This window comes from Halomonas sp. AOP43-D1-4 (assembly GCF_052446175.1).
Taxonomy (GTDB): Bacteria; Pseudomonadota; Gammaproteobacteria; order Pseudomonadales; family Halomonadaceae; genus Vreelandella; species Vreelandella citrativorans.
Genome location: NZ_JBQSVY010000022.1, coordinates 1 through 17,916, shown reverse-complemented (window position 1 = coordinate 17,916; position 17,916 = coordinate 1). Strand labels below are relative to the sequence as shown.

Genomic DNA, 17,916 nt, shown 5'->3' with positions numbered 1-17,916 from the left:
GGAGGGTATATGAGCGACCAGGAGTACGACCGCGATGACGACAATCTCGGCTGGCTGGGAGAAGATGTCCCGTCATCTGCTGAGACTGACCATATAGGTGAAGAAGAGCATCATCGCTCCGATGGCGAGCGGACAAACTCGTTGGTTCCTGCCAGTGATATGCTGCCTGAACGCATTTATTTACTGCCCATTCATAACCGCCCTTTTTTCCCCGCCCAGGTTCAGCCACTGGTCATTAATCGTGAACGCTGGGAAGAGACCATGCGTCGCGTAGGCAATACGCCTCATAAAACATTGGGCGTTGCCTTTGTGGGCGAGGGCGGTGTGGAGTCGTTGGGTCACGACGATTTTCCCGAGATTGGCACCGCCGTTAAAGTGCATAAACTAAAGGGCGAAGATCAGCAGATTCAGTTTATTGCCCAAGGCGTGCAGCGTTTTCAAATCAAACGCTGGTTGTCTAAAGAGCCGCCGTATCTCGTTGAAGTTACCTATCCCAAAGAGCCCGTTGATGCGGAAAACGAGGAGACGCGTGCGTATGCCATGGCGATTATTAACGGCATCAAAGAGCTGCTGCCGATTAATCCGCTGTATGGCGAAGAGTTAAAGCACTATCTGAACCGCTTTAGTCCTCATCAGCCAGGCCCCCTTACCGATTTTGCCGCCGCCATTACGTCAGCCAAGGGTCCTGAGCTTCAGGATGTGCTGGATACGTTGCCGGTAGAAGAGCGGATGCACAAGGTGCTGCCACTGCTGCGTAAGGAAATTGAAGTCGCACAACTGCAAAGCGAGATCAGTGAGCAGGTTAATGCGCAAATGCAGGATCGGCAGCGTGAATTCTTCCTGCGCGAGCAGTTAAAGGTCATTCAGCGTGAGCTGGGTATTTCCAAGGATGACCGCGAAAACGACGTTGATACCTTTAAAGGCCGTTTGGAGTCGCTGGTTGTTCCTGAGCGTGTCCAGAGCCGTATCGATGATGAGCTGAATAAGCTAAGCGTGCTGGAAACCGGGTCACCCGAGTACGGTACGACCCGCAACTACCTGGATTGGCTAACGTCATTGCCCTGGGGGGTCACCAGCCAGGATAAGCTTGACCTAAGCCATGCGCGTGAAGTGTTAAACCGCGATCACGATGGTTTGCAGGACGTGAAAGAACGTATTGTCGAGTTCCTCGCGGAAGGCACATTTAAAGGCGATGTAGGCGGTTCCATCGTACTGCTGGTAGGCCCGCCAGGGGTTGGTAAGACGTCTATTGGCCGCTCTATTGCAGAGGCGCTGGGCCGCGAGTTTTATCGTTTTTCTGTCGGCGGAATGCGCGATGAAGCCGAGATTAAAGGCCATCGCCGTACCTACGTGGGCGCCATGCCCGGTAAGCTGGTGCAGGCATTTAAAGAAGTCGAAGTCGAGAATCCGGTGATTATGCTGGATGAAATCGACAAGCTGGGGCAGTCGTTCCAGGGGGACCCGGCCTCCGCGCTGCTTGAGGTGTTAGACCCTGAGCAGAATGTCGACTTCCTGGACCACTATCTGGATGTCCGGATGGACCTTTCCAAGGTGCTGTTTATCTGCACGGCCAACACGCTGGACTCGATCCCCGGCCCGCTTTTGGACCGCATGGAGCAAATTCGCCTTTCAGGTTATATCGCGGAAGAGAAGCAGGCGATTGCCAAGCACCACCTGTGGCCGAAGCTTCTTAAGCGCAATAATATGCCTAAAAAGCGCATCAACTTAACCGAGGCGGCGTTAAAGCAGGTTATTGAAGGCTACGCTCGTGAGGCGGGGGTTCGGCAACTCGAAAAGCAGCTTCACCGTATTGTACGTAAAGCGGCGGTTAAGCTCCTGGAAGAGGAGATCGAAACCGTCAAGATTTCGGTCAACAACCTGGAGGAGTTTTTGGGAGCGCCTCTTTTCCGTAAGGAAAAAGCCCTCAAAGGCGAAGGCGTGGTGACAGGGCTTGCCTGGACATCCATGGGTGGGGCAACCTTGCCTATTGAAGCGGGTAAAGTTCACGCGCTGGACCGGGGGTTCAAGCTGACCGGTAAGCTTGGCGATGTCATGAAAGAGTCTGCCAACATTGCCTACAGCTACACCCTGGGCCACCTGCAGGAGTATGGCGCCGATACTGACTTCTTTGATTCAGCGTTTGTTCACCTGCATGTGCCCGAGGGCGCAACACCCAAGGATGGCCCTTCGGCGGGTGTCACTATGACCACAGCACTACTCTCGCTCGCCAAGCATCAGCCCATTACGCGGCCACTGGCAATGACGGGAGAGCTCACCCTGACCGGTCAGGTGCTTCCTGTTGGCGGCATTCGTGAGAAAGTGATTGCTGCCCGGCGTAGCGACATTTTTGAGGTGATACTGCCCGAGGCCAACCGCCGCGATTACGAAGAGCTCCCTGATTATCTTAAGAAAGGTATGACGGTACACTTCGCTAACCGCTATAAAGACGTGGCTAATGTTGTCTTTAAGAATTGAAACAGAAGCCAGGGAAGGGCTGAGCGAGGAGTGATGATTTAAAACATATTTTCTTATGTATCAATAAGGACTTATTAAACGCCGCACAGCAGCCTGATGCCACCCTCCAGGGTGGCATTTTAGAAACGCGTCAGCGGATTAATCTCGTCGGACACTACATCTGGCGCTGTGGGCAGCGCTCATGCCACAATCATGGGCGCTGGATTCACCTGCCCACCGCCGAGTTGGCAGCGGGCCAAAAAAAAGATGTAGAGGACACTATGCCTGAGTATCGCTCCCGTACGACCACTGCTGGCCGCAATATGGCTGGCGCCCGCGCTTTATGGCGTGCCACGGGTATGAAAGATGACGATTTTCACAAACCTATTATCGCGGTCGCCAACTCGTTTACCCAATTTGTCCCCGGTCACGTCCACCTGAAAGATATGGGCCAACTGGTTGCGCGTGAAATTGAGAAAGCCGGTGGCGTAGCCAAGGAATTCAACACTATTGCCGTCGATGACGGCATTGCGATGGGCCACGACGGCATGCTGTACTCGCTGCCCAGCCGCGACATTATCGCCGACAGCGTTGAGTACATGTGTAACGCGCACTGTGCCGATGCGTTGGTATGTATCTCCAACTGCGACAAGATCACCCCTGGCATGTTGATGGCTGCCATGCGCCTGAATATTCCGGTCGTCTTTGTCTCAGGCGGGCCCATGGAAGCCGGCAAAACCAAGCTGTTAAATCATGGCCTGGATTTGGTAGACGCCATGGTAATGGCAGCTGACGACAGCGTGGATGATGAAACGCTGGCCGAAGTTGAGCGTAGCGCTTGCCCCACTTGCGGCAGCTGCTCAGGCATGTTTACCGCCAACTCAATGAACTGCTTGACCGAAGCGCTCGGCCTGGCGCTGCCGGGTAACGGTACTGTGCTAGCAACGCACTCGGACCGTCGTCGCCTGTTTGAAAATGCCGGCTACAAGATTGTTGAGCTGGCCAAGCGTTACTACGAAGGTGATGAGGCGCACCTGCTGCCTCGCGCGATTGGCTCGAAAGCCGCTTTTCGTAACGCGATGACCCTGGATATCGCCATGGGCGGTTCCACCAATACCATTTTGCACCTGCTGGCGGCCGCTCAAGAAGCGGAAGTCGACTTCACCATGTCGGATATCGATCAGCTTTCCCGCGAAGTGCCTCAACTGTGTAAAGTGGCGCCCAACACCCAAAAGTACCACATTGAAGATGTGCACCGGGCGGGTGGCATCATGGCGATTTTGGGTGAGCTTGATCGCGCGGGCGTGCTGGATACCTCGGTGCCCACGGTTTACGGTGATAGTCTCAAAATCGCGCTGGACGAGTGGGACATCATGCGCTCACCCAGCCCGGAAGTGGTTGAGTTCTTTAAAGCAGGCCCTGGTGGCGTGCCCACCCAGATGGCCTTCTCGCAAAGCACGCGCTGGCCGAGCCTGGACGGCGACCGAGCGACTGGCTGTATCCGTAACCTGGAGCACGCATTCTCAACCCAGGGCGGCTTGGCCGTGCTTTATGGCAACATCGCGCTGGACGGCTGTGTGGTCAAAACCGCCGGTGTTGATGATTCGATTCTACTGTTTGAAGGCACGGCTCACGTCGTGGAGTCGCAGGACCAAGCGGTCGCCAACGTACTGGATGGCAAGGTAAAAGAGGGTGATGTCGTGGTAATCCGCTACGAAGGCCCTAAAGGCGGTCCCGGCATGCAGGAAATGCTGTATCCAACCTCATACCTTAAATCCAAAGGGCTGGGCAAAGCCTGCGCGCTACTGACCGATGGTCGCTTCTCGGGGGGGACCTCGGGTTTGTCCATTGGTCACGTATCGCCTGAAGCGGCAGCGGGGGGCGCAATCGGCCTGGTGGAACAGGGCGATACCATCATCATTGATATCCCCAACCGCACGATTAACGTCAAGCTTTCCGATGCTGAGCTTACCGCTCGTCGCGAAGCGATGGATGCTAAAGGAAAAGAGGCCTGGAAACCGGTCGAGCAGCGCCCCCGCAAAGTGACGCCTGCGCTAAAGGCCTATGCACTGTTAGCGACGTCCGCTGACAAAGGAGCGGTGCGCGATCTTTCCAAGCTCGATTAAACGTTCGCAAGGAGCATTATGAAAGCAACGATCAATGTGGGCCTGGTAGGTTATGGGTTCGCGAGTAAAACGTTTCATGTACCGCTCATTCAGGCCACGGAAGGCCTGGATTTGGTCGCGGTGTCCTCAAGCGACGCCGCTAAGGTGCAGGCGGATTTGCCTGATGTAGAGGTCGAGAACGAGGCGCGGGCATTATGCCAGCGTTACGATATTGACCTTATTGTGATTCCTACCCCCAACGATACCCACTTTCAGCTTGCCAAAATGGCACTTTCTGCGGGCAAGCACGTGGTGGTGGATAAACCGTTTACCGTGACGCTGTCAGAAGCCAAGCAGTTAAAATCGCTGGCCGTGGTGAAAGAGTGTCTGATCTCGGTGTTTCATAATCGCCGTTGGGATAGCGATTTTTTAACGGTTAAGGCTTTGCTTGAGGCAGGCACGCTAGGACGTGTGACCGGTTTCGAGTCGCGCTTTGATAGGTTCAAACCAGAAGTACGCGACCGCTGGCGTGAGAAAGCCACGGCGGGTGGCGGTCTCTGGTTTGACCTGGGGCCACATCTGCTGGATCAGGCATGTGAATTGTTCGGGATGCCCAACGCCATTTTGCTGGAGCTGGGTACGCGCCGCGAGGGCGCGCAAGCCGATGACGATTTTTTCGCGCTGCTGGCCTACGATGACCGGCGTGTTCAGTTAAGTGCCAGTGCACTAGTGGCCGAAGCGACACCACGTTTTCGGATACATGGCACGCAAGGCAGCTATGTAAAATACGGTCTGGACCCTCAAGAAGAGCGTTTGAAGGCAGGAGAAGTGCCTATCGTTAATTGGGGAGAAGATATCCCAGGCACGTTGACGCTGCGCGAAGGGCAGGGTGAAAAGGCATCACTGACAAGCCATGAGCATCCTACTCAGCCGGGTAACTACCTGGCCTATTACCAGGGAATCGTCGAGGCTCTCCAAGGCCGTGCTGCGCTACCGGTAGATATCGAAGCCGCGCTACGCTCGATGACGCTTTTGGAAGCGGGGCAGGATAGCTACCGCCAACGCCGCTGGATAGCGCTTAAACCCCACTTTTAACCCAACATGAAAGTCAGCACCCGCTTCACGCGGGTGCCTTATTTGCTCGTTCCTCGCAAAACGTTACCACGCGCTACAATTCTCGCTAGGTCCGAAAATAGCGCAAATTCGTAGCGCGTGGTAAGCGCAGCGCACCCGCGGGAGCAACGCGAAGCGTTGCCAGGCGGTGCGTTACAAAGCATGGATACAGGCACGGCGACAACGCCAAGGCGGCTTGGCGCCGCCACTCGCGGGTGCCTTATTTGTTCGTTCCTCGCAAAACGTTACCACGCGCTACGATTCTTGCTGGATTCGAAAATAGCGCAAATTCGTAGCGCGTGGTAAGCGCCAGCGCACCCGCGAGAGCAGCGCGCAGCGCTGCCGGGGTTGGGTGGCGCAGCGCAATAGCATAGACATAAACACGGAGGCATAGCCAAGGCGGCTTGCGCCGTCACTCGCGGGTGCCTTATTTACTCGTTCCTCGCAAAACGTTACCACGCGCTACGGTTTTTGCTGGATTCGAAAAGCGGGGCCGACATTACCTCACAACAAATCAGCAGCGTCCTGGCGCTTCTCGTCACGTAATTTATCGCGGGCGATATACAGGGCTGCTATGGCACGGGCTTCATGAAAATCGTCGCGTAGCAGAAGGGTAGGCAGCTCTTCGATGGGGTGGGTCTCGACAATAAGCGGCTCTGGCTCATCGCCCGGCAGCCGTTTGGCATACAGGTCGGTCGCGATTAATACCTGCATGCGATGGCGCATATAGTTGGGGGCCAGTGAAAGCTCAACTAAAGGCTCGATGCAGTGAGCGCCAAAGCCGCACTCTTCCATCAATTCACGGTTAGCCGCGGTAATAACATCCTCGCCCGGGTCCACCAATCCTTTGGGAAGCGTTAATACGTAGTCTTCAAAACCTGCCGCATACTCGCGTATCAGCAACACATGGTCAGGGTCAGGCATGGCCACAATCATTACCGCACCACGGTCGGCGCCGGTTAAACGCTCAAACTGGCGCTCCTCGCCGTTCGAGAAGCGTAAATCCAGTGACTCAATATGAAACAAGCGGCTTTTGGCTACGCTCTCACGGGCCAGTATCTGCGGCTTGCGCAGGTAGCCGGTGGGAGAATCAGATGCTGACATAAGGGCCTCCATGGCTGCTAAATAAGGGTTAGGCTACAATAGCACGCTTACTCTTTTAGACTGGAGCGGCAATGATTGATTGGCGCGAAATTGATACCGTGCTGTTGGATATGGACGGTACGCTGCTGGACCTACACTTTGACAGCCACTTCTGGTTGGAGCATCTCCCGCGCCGTTATAGAGAGCTTCATCAGCTTGATGAAGCATCTCAAAATGCACTCCAGCAGCGCATTATGGGCGAGCAGGGCACGCTAAACTGGTACAGCCTGGCGTACTGGAGCCGAGAGCTGAATGTCGACGTCGTTGCGCTCAAACGGGAAGTGCAGCATTTAATTGGCCTACGTAGCGATGCACTCGACTTCTTAGCGTGGCTAAAGCAGGCCCATCCCCGAGTGATATTGGCTACCAACGCTGATAGAGCCAGCCTATCGCTTAAATTGCCGTTAACAGGGTTGGAAAACTACCTGGATGCCATCATCTCCTCTGAAGATGTAGGGGCAGCGAAAGAGGAGCAGGCATTTTGGTTTGCACTGCAAGACATCGAACCCTTTGACCCGGCCCGTACCCTGTTTATAGACGATAACTCCCGCGTGCTGGAAAGCGCCCGCGAATTTGGCATCCGGCATTTGCTGGGTATTAAACAGCCAGACAGCCAGCGCCCAGAAAAAGAGCTGCAGGAGTTTATTGCTCTGGATCGATTTGCCCAACTGCTGCCAGAAAACGTACCTGGGTAGCAAGGAGAGCGTTAATGAGCGACACCGTTCGCTTGGACAAGTGGTTATGGGCTGCGCGGTTTTTTAAAACCCGCGCACTCGCTAAAAAAGCCATTGAAGGTGGCAAGGTGCATTATGACGGTGCGCGTGTCAAAACCAGTAAAAATGTCGAACTGGGGGCGCTTATCCGCGTGCCTCAGGGTTGGGATATTTACGAGGTCGAAGTAATTGAGCTTTCTGACCAGCGTCGCGGTGCGCCTGAAGCCCGAAAACTCTATGCAGAGACCACCGAAAGTGCCGAGCGCCGTGCCCGTGAGACCGAAGCCCGCAGGCTTACTAATCAAGCCATGCAGCACCCCCTCAAACGGCCTGATAAAAAGCAGCGCCGCGATATACAGCGCTTTCAGCGTCAGCCCGGCGAGTAGCCGACGTTTCCTGCCAGGGGCTGCCTTCACCGTTAAGGCAGGTTAGCCCGCCAAGCGCCCACTTTAAGTACCCTTTTACTGCAGGACCTTGTTATGTCTGATCAAATTCAGCGGTTTATGTTTGACCAAACCAACGTACGTGGCGAAATCGTAACGCTAGCCACTGCCTACCACGAAGTGCTCACGCGCCACGCGTATCCGCCCGCCGTCAATGAACTGTTGGGTGAACTGCTGGCCGCTGTCGCGCTACTAACCGATACCATTAAGTTGGACGGCACCTTGAGTATTGAAGTGCGTGGCCAGGGCGTGCTGTCGCTGCTAATGGCGGAGTCCAACCCCGGCGGCGAGCTACGTGCGATTGCGCGTGTGGCACAAGACAGCCACTTGCCCAGCGAGCGAGCAGACTTTCGTGAATTGGTCGGAGAAGGTCAAATTGTCATTACGCTCGACCCGCGTGAAGGCAAGCGCTACCAGGGCATTGTCGCGCTGGATCACGAAACGCTCAGTGGCTGTCTGGAAGCCTATTTTGGCAAATCCGAACAGTTGCCTACTCGCTTGTGGTTAGCGGCAGACGGCGAGCGTGCCGGTGGCTTGCTGCTGCAGCGTTTGCCTGATGCTTCGCAAAATCAGGATGTCGATGCGTGGGAGCGCAGCGTCGCGTTGGCCGATACGATCAAGCCTGAGGAGCTTTTGGGGTTAGAGCAGCGCGAAGTGCTTTATCGCCTTTATCATGAAGAGACGGTTCGGGTCTTTGATCCTAAAGCCCTGCGTTTTGGCTGTACCTGTTCGCGGGAGCGAATGGCGGGAGGATTGATCACGTTAGGCGCTGCTGAACTGCGCGATATTGTGCGTGAAAAAGGCGCTATTGATACGCAATGCCACTTCTGTCACACGAAATATCACTACACTGCGGCTGATGTTGAGACATTATTGGAGAACCCGGATGCACCATCGCCGGTTATTCACTGATTATGTAGTCGTTTATCAAGGCGCTGATTAACGGGGTGTGCTCGCAAAAGGGCAGTAGCTACAACGGTTGTAGCGATTCCACCCTGAAAATAGTTAAAAGCTTACTGCGCTGCAATAAGAAATATTGTGTATTTGTAGTAGTTTAACTACAAAATGTTTGCTCAAAGCCCCCGTTTCCCGGGGGCTTTCTTTTTGCAATAATGCGCCTGACTTCAGCACACCCAGCGCAATGTAATGTTGTTGGGACGACCTTTTTTTGGTGGCGTTAACAGCGCCCGGTAACGAGAGAATGGCCGCAAGGCCCAGGAATCAAAATGACCACGACTCAAGCCGCTCCCCAAGCCCACGTGAATCTTAGCAGCGCCGAATTAATCGAGCGCGCCGTGGCCCGTGGTGAAGGCCGCCTGTCGGCAGATGGCGCTCTGGCCATCAATACTGGCGTACGCACGGGGCGTTCGCCAGCTGACCGCTTCATTGTCGATGAACCGTCAACGCGTGACAGTATTGATTGGGGCAGCGTCAACCGCCCGTTTGATGCCGCTAAATTCGACGCTCTGTGGGCGCGGGTTGAAGAGTATCTAAGCCGTCGTGAGTATTTTGTATCTGAGCTGCACGTGGGGAGTGATTCCACCCACTATCTGCCGGTTCGTGCGACCACTGAAACCGCTTGGCAGAATCTTTTTGGCCGCACCATGTTTGTACGTCCGAGTGCTTACAACCCGGCGGGTAAAGATGAGTGGGTCATTCTCAACGCGGCAAATTTTGAGTGCGAGCCGAGCCGTGATGGCACCAACTCTGACGGCTGCGTAATTATCAATTTTGCCGAGAAAAAAGTGCTGATCGCCGGTATGCGCTACGCAGGCGAAATGAAAAAAGCCATGTTCTCGGTACAGAACTTCCTGCTGCCAGCGTCTGACGTGTTGCCGATGCACTGCTCGGCCAACGTGGGTGAAGATGGTGAAACCTGCCTGTTCTTCGGTCTTTCTGGTACGGGTAAAACCACGCTTTCCGCTGATCCGGCACGTTACCTGATCGGTGATGACGAGCACGCTTGGGGCGACGGTATCGTCTTCAACATGGAAGGTGGTTGCTACGCCAAATGTATCGACCTTTCCGAGAAAAACGAGCCGGTTATCTGGAACGCGATTAAGTTCGGCACGGTGCTTGAAAACGTGGTACTCAATGACCGCCTCGAGCCTGACTACGCCGACGACAGCCTGACGCAGAACTCGCGTGCCGCGTATCCGCTTGAGCATATTGAAAAGCGCGTGCCGGAAAACCTGGCGGGCGAGCCCAATGCTATCGTCTTTTTGACCTGTGACATGTCGGGTGTGCTGCCGCCGGTGTCCGTACTGTCAAAAGAGGCTGCGGCTTACCACTTCCTTTCCGGTTACACCGCTAAGGTTGGCTCTACCGAAATGGGCTCTTCAGAAGGCTTGGCCGCTACGTTCTCTACCTGCTTTGGTGCACCGTTCTTCCCACGCCCGGCGCGTGAGTACGCGGATCTTCTGATCAAACGTGTTGATAAGAAAGACGCTCAGGTTTACCTGGTCAATACCGGCTGGACGGGCGGCGCGTTTGGGGAAGGCGGTTCACGCTTCTCTATCCCGACGACGCGCGCGATTATCAGTGCGATTCAGTCAGGCGTGTTGCGCGATGTAGAAACCCGCCATATCGAAGGCTTGAACCTTGACGTGCCGGTCGCCGTGCCAGGCGTTGATTCCAGCCTGCTTGACCCGCGCGATACCTGGCAAGACCGCGCTGCCTACGATCAGCACTTGCAAGAGCTGGCGACTAAATTTGTGGATAACTTCAAGAAGTTTGAAGGGGTGAGCGAAGCGATTCTCAAAGCAGGCCCGCAGTTGGGTTGATATTGAGTAGGGTACAAAGCACGCCTTCCAGAAAGCCGCCTCATTTTTAGGCGGCTTTCTGCGTTGATGAACGGCGGGTAAAGGGCAAGCCTTTGCTGAACAATGCTTGAATACTGCAATTGTGTTATCGGTATCGCTGTGCACTGGGTACTCATTAGTGTGTATTGTTGACATAAGGTTAATCATGATTAAGGTTAAGTATGCCGTTGATGGTCTCTAGAGGTAATAACGTAAAGAGAAATACCGCACAGGGAGACAGCGTACGGCGGTAATTGCCTCTATGGGTTTTTAAACGACAGTGCTCTATCAGTTCGATATAACGTATTAGCGAGACCTGTAAAAATCCTTCAGTGGATTTTTTTAAACGTAGTTTTTCAAAGACTACTGATTAAAAAATGCTTAGAAGCAAGGAATAAACGGGACTTGCAGAGAATAAATGAGTATTTCGAGCTGATGTTTAACGCAGTAGTATCAGGCGCAGCCACGCTATCAACGGTAGCTAATTGCGCCCAACCGTTCTGGCATGATGATCATGCTTCAGTATGGAAGCGGAACCGGTAAATGGCTTCCATGATAACTGTCCAGAGCTGAATGAAATATGCCATTGAAGAGGCAGGCGAATGGGGCTATCTACTGGAATGAAAGCGGATATCGAAAGCGCGTTAAAGGCAGGCATGGAGGCGGGGCGAGCAGCGCATGGAGGTAAGAACGCTGATTATATCCCCTATCTAGCCTCTGTTGATCCTGAGCTGTTTTCACTTGCCATCATAACGGCAGATGGCCAAGTCTATACCGAAGGGGATTGCGACTACGCGTTTGCAATTGAGTCGATCTCAAAAGTATTTACGTTGGCGATGGTCATGGAGCATATTGGCCCTGACGCTGTTCGCGATAAAATTGGAGATAGCCCAACGGGACTGCCCTTCAATTCCATCATCGCACTGGAGTTAAATAACGACAAACCGCTCTCTCCGCTTGTCAATGCCGGCGCTATCGCGACGGTAAGCCTTGTGCCCGGGGAGAGTGCAGACGAATGCTTTGAAGCTATTCTCCAGTGCCAGCGTGAATTTGCGGGACGAGATCTTGCCATGAGTGCCGAGATTAATGCATCCGAGCAGTCTACCAACGCCCATAATCGGGCTATCGCATGGCTGCTTGAAAGCGCTGGTGCGTGTTATAGCGACCCGGTACGCACTGTCGATGTCTATACACGGCAATGCTCTACCCTGATTAATTGCAAGGATCTTGCCACGATGGGGGCAACGCTTGTTGCAGGTGGTATTAATCCGTTAACCAAGCGACAGGTCATGGATGCGCGTTATGTCCATTATATATTGGCTGAAATGATGATGGAGGGGCTGTACACGGCTTCTGGAGACTGGGCTTATGAGGTAGGCTTGCCCGCGAAGAGTGGTGTTGGTGGGGGTATTCTCGCTGTCATGCCGGGGCAGCTCGCGATAGCCGCTTTTTCTCCTCGCTTGGATGAGGCTGGCAATAGCATTCGTGGTCAGGCCGCTGTCAAGGCTGCTGCGGCATCGCTGGGTCTCAATCTCTTCAAGGCTCCTTGCCAGTAAATGCCTTGAAGAAAGAAGGTTACTGTTCATGGCAATAAAGGGGGCGGCCACGCCCTGAACGGTCTTTTATCCCTATTGCTATAAAGGGAGTCTTGTGCAGATAAAACGGTAGTAGGCTGATTGTGATACCTTGTCAGCACTAAAAAATGCTGCATGAGTTAGTTGCAATTTATGGATGTCAATCAGCGAATTATTTCCCGCTTAGCCGACGAGCTAGGCGTGCGTACCCAGCAAGTAGCGGCTACGGTAGAGCTGTTGGATGGCGGTGCCACCGTGCCGTTTATTGCCCGTTACCGTAAAGAAATTACCGGGGCATTAGATGATACCCAACTGCGTCAGTTGGATGAGCGGTTGCGCTATCTGCGCGAGCTTGAAGAGCGCCGTGCCGTTGTCCTGGAAGCCATTGATGAGCAGGGCAAGTTGGATGCATCGCTCAAGGCGAGCATAGACGCGGCAGAAACCAAGCAACGCCTTGAAGATCTCTATTTACCCTTTAAGAAAAAACGCCGCACAAAGGCACAAATCGCGCGTGAAGCGGGGCTTGAGCCGTTAGCGGATGCGCTGTTGGCGAACCCCGCGCTTGACCCTGAAGCGGAAGCGGCCGGCTACCTGCGCCCGGCAGAGGGTGATATTCCCGCCGTTGAAGATGCCAAAGCGGCGCTGGACGGCGCTAAACAAATCCTGATGGAGCGCTTTGCCGAAGACCCCGAGCTAATCGGTCGGTTGCGCGAGCGCCTCTGGCAAGAGGGTGAGCTGAGTGCCCGTGTGCTGGAGGGCAAGCAGCAAGAAGGCGCTAAGTTTGCGGATTACTTCGAGCACGATGAAAAGCTTGCCAAAGTGCCTTCACACCGTGCGCTTGCCATGTTCCGTGGCCGCAATGAAGGCGTGCTGAGCCTCGCTATTCGCTTGCCTGGTGAAGATGATGCGCCTATTCATCCCGCCCAGGTGGCCATTGCCAAACACGTCGGCATTAGCGATGGGGGCCGCGCTGCTGATAAATGGTTGGGCGAGGTGGTCCGTTGGACATGGCGAGTGAAACTCTACACAGCGCTGGAAACCGAGCTGCTGGGGCGTTTGCGCGAGCAGGCTGAGCAAACTGCCATCGAAGTATTTGCCGCTAACCTGAAAGACCTGCTGCTGGCCGCACCCGCTGGGCAAAAAATCACCCTGGCGCTTGATCCAGGTTTGCGTACTGGTTGCAAAGTGGCGGTCATTGACGCAACCGGGCAGTTTATCGACCAGGCGACTATTTACCCGCATGCGCCACAAAACCGCTGGGATGAGTCGCTCAACGTGCTGGCTAAGCTCGTTAAGCAGCATGGCGTTCAACTGGTTGCTGTTGGGAACGGCACCGCCAGCCGTGAAACCGACAAGCTGGCAGGGGAGCTACTGAAAGCACTGGCGCCCGAGTATCGGGTCAGTAAAGTGATGGTGTCGGAAGCCGGGGCGTCTGTTTACTCCGCTTCGGAATACGCTTCTCGTGAACTGCCGGATCTTGATGTAACAATACGCGGCGCGGTGTCGATTGCTCGCCGCTTGCAAGACCCGCTAGCTGAGCTGGTTAAAATTGAGCCCAAGTCGATTGGCGTAGGCCAGTATCAGCATGACGTTTCTCAGGTACAGCTATCGCGTAGCCTGGAGGCTGTCATTGAAGATTGTGTTAACGCCGTGGGAGTTGACCTTAATACGGCGTCAAGCGCGTTGCTCTCACGAGTGGCAGGCCTAAGTGCTGCGATAGCTGAGAATATCGTGGCCCAGCGTAACAGCCTTGGTGCGTTTAAAAGCCGTAAAGCACTGCTGGACGTTAGCCGCCTAGGGCCCAAAACCTTTGAGCAGTGCGCAGGCTTTTTGCGTATCAGCAATGCGGATAACCCGTTGGATGCAAGTGCCGTTCACCCGGAGGCCTATACTCTGGTTGAGCGCATCGCTAAACAGAGTGGCCGTGATGTTAAAGGCTTGATTGGCGATAGCGCTGCGCTGAAAGCGTTAAAGCCCGCTGATTTTGCCGATGAGCGCTTTGGTGTGCCCACGGTCAGCGACATTCTGAGCGAGCTTGATAAGCCGGGTCGTGACCCACGGCCTGAATTCAAAGCCGCAGAATTCCGCGAGGGCGTGGAAACGCTCAAGGATTTGAAGTTAGGCATGGTGCTGGAGGGTACCGTGACGAACGTAACGCCCTTTGGTGCGTTTGTAGATATTGGCGTCCATCAGGATGGTCTGGTACATATCTCTGCACTGTCTGATCGCTTTATTGACGACCCACGTAGCGTAGTTAAAGCGGGTGATATTGTGTCGGTGAAAGTGATGAGCGTGGATATTGCACGTAAGCGGGTGGGGCTTTCCATGCGCCTGAATGATGAGCCGGAACGCGAGCAAGAGCGCGCGTCATCAGCCGTTAATAAAGGGTCGCAAAAGCCACCACGTAGCCAACGACCTGCCAGTAAGAGCACGGAAACTTCGGCGCCAATGGGGGCGCTGGGGGCGGCATTGCTGAAAGCCAAGCAGGGCAAGTAGTCGCATACGTTGAGTGCTAACGTAACTTGAAGGCTTGCGTGTCTTGAAGATACGTGTCTTGAAAATACGTGGCTTGAAAATATAAGGGCTGCCGCCATATCCTGCCTTTTATGATTGATGGATATGCTGGCGATGCCACCTGATTTCACCAGGGCTCGCCCAAAACGAGCCTTACTGACAAGGAGTGTTCACCTTGCCTGAACCACTCACTGTGCCATCTTCGCTGACCTCCCAGGTTGAGCGACTGTTGCCCAGCGCGCGCTTGGGCCGCATGGGACGCTTACGCCGCGGGTTGGAAAAAGAAGGACTGCGGGTTGATGCAAACGGCCATATTGCGCAAACCCCGCACCCAAGAGCTTTGGGTTCCAAGCTAACGCACCCGCATATCACCACTGATTATTCAGAAGCGTTGATTGAATACATTACCCCGGTGTATTCGCAGCCGCGTGAAGCCTTGGCCTTTTTATCGGATCTGCACACCTTTACCTATCAGCACCTTGACCAGGAGTGGGTCTGGCCGGGGAGTATGCCGTCACGGCTTTCAGGTAATGCCAGCGTGCCCATTGCGGATTACGGCTCTTCCAACGTCGGCACCATGAAGCACGTCTACCGTAAAGGGCTGGACGTACGTTATGGGCGGATCATGCAGGCAATTGCTGGCGTACACTACAACGTCTCGTTACCTGATGATATGTGGCACGCGCTGCGCGAGCTGGAAGGTGCGAATAATATCCCGTTTAACGACTATCGTTCGACGCGCTATTTTGGCCTTATCCGTAATTTTCGACGTCATAGCTGGCTGCTGCTTTATCTGTTTGGCGCTTCGCCTGCGGTAGATAAAAGCTTTTTGCCTAACGGCAACGTGCCTGAAAAGTTGAAGCTACTCAACGACGATACGTTTTATGCACCGTTCGCTACAACGCTGCGTATGTCGGATCTAGGCTATCAAAACAAGGTCCAGGCTCAGCTTAAAATCTGCTTTAACTCGCTATCCAACTATGTGAACACGTTGCGCCATGCGATCTCAACGCCGTGGCCGGATTACGAAAAACTCGGCGTTAATGTAGAGGGTAACTGGCAGCAGTTGAATGCCAATATTCTCCAGATAGAGAACGAGTACTACAGCGATATTCGTCCCAAGCGCGTCGCCAAGCATAACGAAACGCCTAGCCAAGCGCTTGAAGCGCGCGGTGTTGAGTATATTGAAGTGCGCTGTTTGGATCTGAATCCCTTTGACCCGCTGGGTGTCACCGAGACGCAGATGCGCTTTGTCGACACCTTCCTGATGTGGTGTTTACTCAGCGATAGCCCGTGGATTTCTGATGATGAGTGCGACCGCCTGGACGACAACCGTCGTTGGGTGGTGGAGCGCGGCCGTGACCCAAAGTTAACGCTGATTCGTAATGGCCAGACCACCTCGGTTAGTGAGTGGGGCGAGCAGATTTTTGCAGAATTGCACGAAGTCGCCCGCCTGCTGGATGCTGTGGAAGACGATGCGCCTCACGCGGCAGCACTCAATGAGCTGGCCCCGCGTTTGCGAGATCCTTCTCTGACGCCCTCGGCTCAGTTGTTGGCGCTTATGAAAGAGGGCAATGGTTCGTTAAGTGATACGCTGCTTGGGCTGGCCAAGGAGCAGAGCGAAAAGCTTAAAAATACACCCATGCTACGCTCACGCGAAGCCTTGCTTGACCAGTTGATTGAGACCTCGCATCAGCAGCAGAAAGATATAGAAGCGGCAGACCAGGAGAGTTTTGCTGACTTCCTCGATACGTACTTTACCAAAGCGCGTGAATCGCGCGCGTTGTCTGCGTTACTACTTGAGGAGAGGCAATGAAGCCCACAGCACTTCGCCCCGTGGCCCTTGCAGGCTTGGCATTTTGTGTCTTGATGATGGCCGTCGCGCTTGGCCTTGAGCATATTATGGGTCTTGAACCCTGCCCGCTGTGCATTTTTCAGCGCGTAGCGGTCATTGCTGCAGGCATGATCTTTGCGGTTGCGGCTATCCATAACCCAAACGGCCGTGTGGGGAAAGGCATTTACGGTGTGTTGGGGTTGATAGCGGTAGCCACCGGCGCGTTTATTGCCGGTCGCCATGTGTGGCTGCAAACCCTCCCGGCCGACGAGGTACCGTCCTGTGGCCCTGGTCTTGGCTACATGATGGATATCCTACCCATGCAGGATGTCGTTGCCATGGTGTTGACGGGCTCTGGCGAGTGCGCCGAGATTGACGTTACCTTTATGGGGGCTTCTCTGCCTGCCTGGACATTCCTCGGCTTTGTTATCCTGGCGCTTGTACCTCTGCGGATATTGTGGCTAGCTATCAAGCGATAGATGGCTGTTTGTGCGGCCAGCGTTTTGGCTGGCCGTTAGCATCAAGGAAACGGCCCCTAACAGAATTGACAGAGAAAGGTGGAAACGCGAGCCTTACTCTGTTGTAGGTGGCTATTAGCAAGGAGAAACCCATGCTCGAAGATTGCAAAAATGCCCAAGAGCGCTGGGGAGGCGTTCATGGCTTGATCGACCGCTGGCTGGAGCAGCGCCGCGCGCTTTTGGCGAGCTTTATCGAGCTAAAGGAAGCCTGCGACACTGAACTAGAAGCCGTTAGCAAAGAGCGCATTGATACCTTTAGCCAAATGCTCATGGATTATATTAGCGCGGGGCATTTTGAGATTTATCCCCAACTTGCGGAAGAAGCGAAAGCCTTTGATGATGAGAGTGCGCTGCACATCGCATCACGGCTGCTGGAGCGCCTTGAGATGTCTACGCAAATGGTGCTTGAGTTCGACCAGGATTACGAGTCACCTGTGCGTTGCCAGCAGCATTTGGTGCGCCTACCCGCCTGGATTGACCGCTTGGCAAAAGGTCTCACTGAGCGTTTTGCGCTAGAAGATCAGCTCATTGCCCGCTTGCACGCCGCCAATACCCCCAGCTAAGCCTTTCCTCTTCATTGCTTGTTGTTGTGCGCCAGATAAAAGCACCCTTGAAGGTGCTTTTGTCGCATTTTATTCCGGCTAATCTTCCCAAGCGCCCTGGTTTAATTAGGCGATACTTGCTGCTTGGTTGAGGCTTCCTAG

Annotated in this window: 13 protein-coding genes; 12 read left to right on the top strand and 1 reads right to left on the bottom strand. The window is 54.3% G+C overall.

What is annotated here, in order from left to right:
- The first annotated feature begins 9 nt into the window (after positions 1–9).
- The 3 genes from lon (at position 10) to ACT3RQ_RS16800 (ending at position 5,654) form a co-directional block, all read left to right on the top strand.
- Positions 10–2,475: an endopeptidase La gene (lon, locus tag ACT3RQ_RS16810; RefSeq protein ID WP_444680925.1), complete on the top strand. Its 2,466-nt coding sequence runs from the start codon at positions 10–12 to the stop codon at positions 2,473–2,475.
- A 260-nt stretch (positions 2,476–2,735) separates the two neighbouring features.
- Complete coding sequence (gene ilvD / locus ACT3RQ_RS16805) at positions 2,736–4,580, top strand: dihydroxy-acid dehydratase (protein ID WP_444680924.1); 1,845 nt, start codon at positions 2,736–2,738, stop codon at positions 4,578–4,580.
- 18 nt (positions 4,581–4,598) lie between these two features.
- Positions 4,599–5,654, top strand: a complete 1,056-nt coding sequence (locus tag ACT3RQ_RS16800) for an oxidoreductase (RefSeq protein WP_444680923.1) — start codon at positions 4,599–4,601, stop codon at positions 5,652–5,654.
- Between the two features lie 522 nt (positions 5,655–6,176).
- Here ACT3RQ_RS16800 and nudE read toward each other — a convergent pair.
- Entirely contained in the window at positions 6,177–6,776 is a 600-nt protein-coding gene (gene nudE / locus ACT3RQ_RS16795) for an ADP compounds hydrolase NudE (RefSeq protein WP_444680922.1), read from the bottom strand.
- Positions 6,777–6,847: 71 nt separating this feature from the next.
- On the opposite strand from nudE, the gene yrfG reads away from it, so the two are divergent.
- From yrfG to rsd, 9 genes are all read left to right on the top strand, one after another.
- Entirely contained in the window at positions 6,848–7,510 is a 663-nt protein-coding gene (yrfG, locus tag ACT3RQ_RS16790) for a GMP/IMP nucleotidase (protein ID WP_172116167.1), read from the top strand.
- 14 nt (positions 7,511–7,524) lie between these two features.
- Positions 7,525–7,914 (top strand): ribosome-associated heat shock protein Hsp15, encoded by a 390-nt coding sequence (hslR, locus tag ACT3RQ_RS16785; RefSeq protein ID WP_192527981.1) that lies wholly within the window; start codon positions 7,525–7,527, stop codon positions 7,912–7,914.
- Positions 7,915–8,007: 93 nt separating this feature from the next.
- Entirely contained in the window at positions 8,008–8,883 is an 876-nt protein-coding gene (gene hslO / locus ACT3RQ_RS16780; RefSeq protein WP_193055052.1) for an Hsp33 family molecular chaperone HslO, read from the top strand.
- 314 nt (positions 8,884–9,197) lie between these two features.
- Positions 9,198–10,754 (top strand): phosphoenolpyruvate carboxykinase, encoded by a 1,557-nt coding sequence (locus ACT3RQ_RS16775; RefSeq protein ID WP_444638636.1) that lies wholly within the window; start codon positions 9,198–9,200, stop codon positions 10,752–10,754.
- A 620-nt stretch (positions 10,755–11,374) separates the two neighbouring features.
- Positions 11,375–12,328, top strand: coding sequence for a glutaminase A (gene glsA, locus ACT3RQ_RS16770; protein WP_444680921.1), 954 nt, complete (start codon positions 11,375–11,377; stop codon positions 12,326–12,328).
- A gap of 171 nt (positions 12,329–12,499) precedes the next feature.
- Positions 12,500–14,842 carry a Tex family protein gene (locus tag ACT3RQ_RS16765; protein ID WP_444680920.1) on the top strand — a complete coding sequence of 781 codons (2,343 nt, stop codon included), beginning with the start codon at positions 12,500–12,502 and terminating at the stop codon, positions 14,840–14,842.
- A 193-nt stretch (positions 14,843–15,035) separates the two neighbouring features.
- Positions 15,036–16,676 carry a glutamate--cysteine ligase gene (gene gshA / locus ACT3RQ_RS16760; RefSeq protein WP_444680919.1) on the top strand — a complete coding sequence of 547 codons (1,641 nt, stop codon included), beginning with the start codon at positions 15,036–15,038 and terminating at the stop codon, positions 16,674–16,676.
- Positions 16,673–17,173 carry a disulfide bond formation protein B gene (locus tag ACT3RQ_RS16755; RefSeq protein ID WP_444680918.1) on the top strand — a complete coding sequence of 167 codons (501 nt, stop codon included), beginning with the start codon at positions 16,673–16,675 and terminating at the stop codon, positions 17,171–17,173. Before gshA ends, ACT3RQ_RS16755 begins: the two co-directional genes overlap by 4 nt.
- Before the next feature lie 131 nt (positions 17,174–17,304).
- Entirely contained in the window at positions 17,305–17,775 is a 471-nt protein-coding gene (gene rsd, locus ACT3RQ_RS16750) for a sigma D regulator (protein WP_193057372.1), read from the top strand.
- The last annotated feature ends 141 nt before the right edge of the window (positions 17,776–17,916 follow it).

Excerpts from the sequence above, each read along its gene's own strand:
- lon (WP_444680925.1), top strand. The coding sequence starts at position 10 with ATGAGCGACCAGGAGTACGACCGCGATGACGACAATCTCGGCTGGCTG.
- ilvD (WP_444680924.1), top strand. The coding sequence starts at position 2,736 with ATGCCTGAGTATCGCTCCCGTACGACCACTGCTGGCCGCAATATGGCT.
- ACT3RQ_RS16800 (WP_444680923.1), top strand. The coding sequence starts at position 4,599 with ATGAAAGCAACGATCAATGTGGGCCTGGTAGGTTATGGGTTCGCGAGT.
- nudE (WP_444680922.1), bottom strand. The coding sequence starts at position 6,776 with ATGTCAGCATCTGATTCTCCCACCGGCTACCTGCGCAAGCCGCAGATA.
- yrfG (WP_172116167.1), top strand. The coding sequence starts at position 6,848 with ATGATTGATTGGCGCGAAATTGATACCGTGCTGTTGGATATGGACGGT.
- hslR (WP_192527981.1), top strand. The coding sequence starts at position 7,525 with ATGAGCGACACCGTTCGCTTGGACAAGTGGTTATGGGCTGCGCGGTTT.
- hslO (WP_193055052.1), top strand. The coding sequence starts at position 8,008 with ATGTCTGATCAAATTCAGCGGTTTATGTTTGACCAAACCAACGTACGT.
- ACT3RQ_RS16775 (WP_444638636.1), top strand. The coding sequence starts at position 9,198 with ATGACCACGACTCAAGCCGCTCCCCAAGCCCACGTGAATCTTAGCAGC.
- glsA (WP_444680921.1), top strand. The coding sequence starts at position 11,375 with ATGGGGCTATCTACTGGAATGAAAGCGGATATCGAAAGCGCGTTAAAG.
- ACT3RQ_RS16765 (WP_444680920.1), top strand. The coding sequence starts at position 12,500 with ATGGATGTCAATCAGCGAATTATTTCCCGCTTAGCCGACGAGCTAGGC.
- ACT3RQ_RS16755 (WP_444680918.1), top strand. The coding sequence starts at position 16,673 with ATGAAGCCCACAGCACTTCGCCCCGTGGCCCTTGCAGGCTTGGCATTT.
- rsd (WP_193057372.1), top strand. The coding sequence starts at position 17,305 with ATGCTCGAAGATTGCAAAAATGCCCAAGAGCGCTGGGGAGGCGTTCAT.